At 44.6% G+C, this 4,572-nt stretch carries 6 protein-coding genes; 4 read left to right on the forward strand and 2 right to left on the reverse strand.

Annotated features, from left to right (window positions below):
• Nucleotides 1-134 (reverse strand): transposase (locus BM613_RS13850; protein WP_181363191.1); only part of this gene is annotated, 134 nt, incomplete at its 3' end.
• Nucleotides 135-378: 244 nt separating this feature from the next.
• On the opposite strand from BM613_RS13850, the gene BM613_RS13855 reads away from it, so the two are divergent.
• Nucleotides 379-618, forward strand: a complete 240-nt coding sequence (locus tag BM613_RS13855) for an SHOCT domain-containing protein (RefSeq protein ID WP_109431758.1) — start codon at nt 379-381, stop codon at nt 616-618.
• Between the two features lie 30 nt (nt 619-648).
• Here BM613_RS13855 and BM613_RS13860 read toward each other — a convergent pair whose 3' ends face one another.
• Entirely contained in the window at nt 649-1,509 is an 861-nt protein-coding gene (locus BM613_RS13860) for an FTR1 family iron permease (protein WP_219930710.1), read from the reverse strand.
• A gap of 104 nt (nt 1,510-1,613) precedes the next feature.
• On the opposite strand from BM613_RS13860, the gene BM613_RS13865 reads away from it, so the two are divergent.
• From BM613_RS13865 to BM613_RS13875, 3 genes are all read left to right on the forward strand, one after another.
• Nucleotides 1,614-3,623 carry a chloride channel protein gene (locus BM613_RS13865; RefSeq protein ID WP_181363193.1) on the forward strand — a complete coding sequence of 670 codons (2,010 nt, stop codon included), beginning with the start codon at nt 1,614-1,616 and terminating at the stop codon, nt 3,621-3,623.
• A gap of 37 nt (nt 3,624-3,660) precedes the next feature.
• Entirely contained in the window at nt 3,661-3,852 is a 192-nt protein-coding gene (locus BM613_RS13870) for a hypothetical protein (RefSeq protein WP_109431761.1), read from the forward strand.
• A gap of 7 nt (nt 3,853-3,859) precedes the next feature.
• Nucleotides 3,860-4,572, forward strand: a 713-nt coding sequence (locus BM613_RS13875; protein WP_146192834.1) for a hypothetical protein, incomplete at its 3' end; no start/stop codon positions are given.

A 4,572-nucleotide genomic window follows, 5' to 3' on the forward strand; every position in this document is an offset into this window, starting at 1 on the left:
TCTGCCACTTCACGCAGGATTGCTTTTAACCGCTCTTCCACTTCGCTGGTGAGTACGCGGCGACGATACTTTGGACACCATACGACATGGTATTTGCAAGAGTAGACGACGTTGTGATTGGATTTGTATTCCATATAAGTAGTATATCACAACAATCTATCTAATGAGATTGAAAAGACAAAAGATTCGCCTAGCGGCGAGCGCCTTATATCCCCAGTGCTAAAGCACGGGGCTTTACGGCGCATTCGGTAAAATTGTGTAGGATGAATGCAGAGAAAACTGAACTTCTCCTTCATTTCAACATCATTTCAACAAACTTCTTTGATAAATTCTTGGTATCGTATGGTTAAGAAAATCGCAAGAGAGGATGAGTAAATCATGATGGGATATGGAATGATGGGTGGTTGGGGAGGATTTGGTCTGATTGGGCTCATTTTTCAAATTGCAGCGCTGATTGCGATTGTTTATCTTGTCATGTATGCAGTTCGTTTCTTTTCTGGGAACCATCGTTCTTCACATGCAGACGATGCGCAAAAAATTCTTGCGGAACGTTTTGCCCGCGGGGAAATTTCAGCTGAAGAATACAGATCGATGAAGGAGCAGTTAGATTCCAAATAGAAAATGGGAACGGTGGTACCTTCCCGTTTTCTATTTAAGTAGGTGCTTTCTTTGAGCTGTTTTGAGGAAAAACCACAAGGCGACACTGACGTACAGAATATAGAGTGCAATTTGGAGACTGGTGGGGCTTTCGGAGTATCCAAAAAAGGAGTGGAGGATATCCCCTAATGTGCTGTTTTCGCTGAGAACTGTGGCAGTACTCCAGAGTTTTTGTTGTCCAATTGGGAGCCAGCCAAGTTGTTGAAATGCTTCGACACCGTCAGCAAGTAGACCTGCAGCAAACAACATAAGCAGCGCTCCCATGATCGCAAAAAAGGATTTTAATTGAATACGTCGACCTAAGATGTAAATGAAATAACTCAGAGAGAGACCCGCTGCGATCCCAAGTCCAGCCCCCATTGCAAGGAGTAGAGGATTGGCGTGAAATGCGATGGCAATCATAAATACGACGGTTTCCAACCCTTCACGACCTACAGTTAAGAAAGCAATGAAAGCGATGGCGAAGATGGAGCCGCTAGTAAGTGCAACTTGCATCTTAGCATGTAAATGCGCTTTTAGGTTGCGGCTCTGTTTTTTCATCCAAAAGGTCATGTAGGTGAGGACGGCCGCTGCGATGAAGTAGGTAGCCCCTTCGATTTCATTTTGTAAGTTAGATCCATCGTAATTGCGCAGTGTGGTAAATACGATCCAGCCTCCAACAAAGGCTGTAGCAATGGCTACGCCAATCCCTATCCACACGTCTTTAAAACGATCATGCCTGCCAATTTGTTTTAAATAGGCGAGCATGATTGAACAAATCATCGATGCCTCTAGAGATTCGCGAAAAAAGATAAGAAATGACGCTAACAAGTGATCACCTTCTGGGTTAGGGAGTTGTTCAGTCCGAATCACGACGGATATAGTCAACATTATACCGTATGCTATACTGATAGACAGACCTCATTTCTCGTGGCAAAGAAATTTTTTGGTCAATCTAATCGGTAAGGAGTATGGCTATGTCTTCTGTTCTTCCAACACCAAGGCTGCGTCAGCCACTCTTACAACAATGGCTGACGCATCCCTATCGAGAACCAATTATCATTGGCGTCCTCTCTTTGGTGATCGGCGTAATCGGGGGGCTTGGTGCAATTTTATTTCGTGCGATGATCCATCTTTTTGCTACATGGTTTACACTCATACCGGTGGCTCATTCTCCACTGCGTGCACTTATTCCCGCGGTGGGGTTGCTGTTTGTAGGGTTTATTACCCATTTTTTTGCTCGTGAAGTAAAAGGCCATGGTGTTCCACAGTTGTTGGAGTCATTGGCTTTACGCGGTGGGAAGATCCGGCCGCGAGTGGCGTTTTTCGGAATTTTAGCTCCGGCCATCACACTAGGCGCGGGTGGGTCAGTGGGGCGAGAGGGGCCGATTGCGCTCATTGGTGGAGCATTTGGTTCGATCCTCGGTCAGAAGCTGCGTTTATCGGATAAATATATTTCATTGTTGTTAGCATGCGGTGCAGCAGCTGGAATTGCAGCGACTTTTAATGCGCCGATTGCTGGGGGCTTCTTTGGTTTAGAGGTGATTCTTGGGAGTTACGCGATGGGGGCAGTCATGCCTGTTTTCCTTTCTGCTGTTACTGGCTCTACAATTTTTGATGCGATCATGGGGAACCATCCCGTCTTGCAGACGATTCCTTATCCAGTCATTCACCCAATTGCTCTCGTCTTTATGATTCTTCTCGGTTTACTTGCTGGCGTGTTAGGGATTGCCTATTCAAAAGGACTGACTTTTTCTGAAGATTTACTAGAACGCTGGGATGTCCCCTTTTGGATTAAGAATATTGCAGGTGGTGCGTTAGTTGGGGTGCTTGGTTTGTTGGCTCCACAGGTGCTCGGCGTCGGATACCCATCGATTCACTTAGCTCTAGGGGGTCAGTTGGCGATTGGCACCATTCTCCTTCTGTTTATCTTAAAATATGTGGCGACTCTCACGACTGTGGGATCGGGAGGTTCTGGTGGCGTATTTGCCCCCTCCTTATTTCTGGGCGCAATGCTAGGCGCCTTGTATGGAGATCTCCTGCAATTAATTGTCCCGGGACTTATTCCTCATCCTGAAATTTATGCGATTGCTGGCATGGGAGCGATTTTCGCTGCTGCAGCGCAAGCACCTTTTGTAGCGATTACCATTTTACTTGAAGTGACTGGGGATTACCAGTTGACTCCTGTTGTCATGGCAGCGTGTGTGACGGCATTTGTAGTTCATGGTTTACTTACACGTGACTCGATGTACACGGTAAAACTATCGCGACGGGGTATCCATATCTTGCGCGGGAATGAAGTGCGTCCTACGGAACGAATCTCTGTACAACAAGCTATGGAACCAGTCGGATTGCATTTTTCACCTGAGGATACCTTGGAAGATGCGTATAATCGGTTGACGATGTCGCGCGACCATGTAGCGATGGTTTTAGATCAGGATAGACATTTGATTGGGATTATGACGCTAGAAACGATGCGTCCATTTGCAGAAAAGTTGCCACTGCGAACACCGCTTGGAGATCTCGACTTTACAGTATCCCCTACGATTACGAAAAACGTAACTTTAGAAGAGGCAATGCGCTTATTTTCATTGCATGATGTCACGCTGCTTCCAGTAGTTGATGAGATGACTGAGGAAGTTGTTGGAACACTAACACAAAGAGATGTGGTTCGTGCGTATAGTTCCTATACCTTGTATTCAACTGAATCAAATGCGAAAGTTCATCAGTTACAAAAATTCACAGGCGATGCAGGCCAATTTGTGCGGATTGTCTTAAAATCAGAATACCCGATTGTTGGACAGCCTCTCTCTATGCTGAAGTTACCCCAAGAAGCTGTCATTGTCTCTGTAAAACGTGGTGGAGAAGTCGTCGTACCGCACGGCAATACAGTTTTACAGCCCAGCGATGAACTGCTTATTTTTATCTCTCCCTTGTCAGAAGTAGATTTGGTGCTTGCTCAAATGCAAGGAGTTGTATTGTTTTAAGCAAACAGGGGACAATGTGTGCAAGGGGGGTGGACAAGTGTTCGTAGACTCGTCCGATTTTCTCCATCCTTATTATCTAAGCCTGTTTGAGTTACTTGGCGCAATTGTTTTTTTGATCGTCTTTAAAGTGATAATGGTGTATGCAATGGAAAAAATGTCGAAAACATTAGCAGAGAAATCGCAAATTTCATCTGTCCATTCTAAAGAGTGGCATGAACTGAGAAGTTGACTTGTCCGTGCATTTGTTTCATGCTTTTCTCGATCTATATCTACATCATGGCATGTGGATGAATATTTGGATTGTTGTCATTGAATTCATGTTCGCTGGGTTGCTGTGGTCTTTTCGCTATCTGATAGCTGTTCGCATGATAAGCGTTTTCATTTTACTCTACGGTCTAATGATATGGATTTTTGCAGAGAACATGGGGCGATTTTTTGCTCCTTTTGTTACTTTTTTAGCAGGGTCACCTGGGGCTGGGTTATTGCTTGCAGTGACCGCTGCTTTTCTGCTTTTACAGCTTTCGATCTGGCGAAGCAAGTTGTTTTATCGAGGACTTATTTATGGGAATGCGATCTATTGGTTGTCATTTCTTATTTTTCAGTGGATTTCTGAAAGTGGTTTTTGGACAGCTTTAGGATATAAGAGGATGTTGGATACACATCCAGTCCATACTCCTCGTTCGCTGTACTCTATTTTTATTTACATTACTCAATTTGGAATTTATCACCCGGTACTACTTACGATGGTACTTGGTATGACTGCAATTATTTTAGTACTTTTGTGGAGCGTGCTTCTATGGAACGAGAATTTTCTCCGAGTTACTACTCTTTCTTCTGTAGTTGTTCTTATGGTCATGTGGGTTATATTTCAAAGTGCAGGTTTTCGCGGTGAGTTTGCTCTTGCGCTTGGATCCGAACCCCTGGTAACCATGTGGTCTATTCTCCCTCT

The sequence above is a fragment of the Sulfoacidibacillus thermotolerans genome, assembly GCF_003144315.1.
Taxonomy (GTDB): Bacteria; Bacillota; Bacilli; order Alicyclobacillales; family SLC66; genus Sulfoacidibacillus; species Sulfoacidibacillus thermotolerans.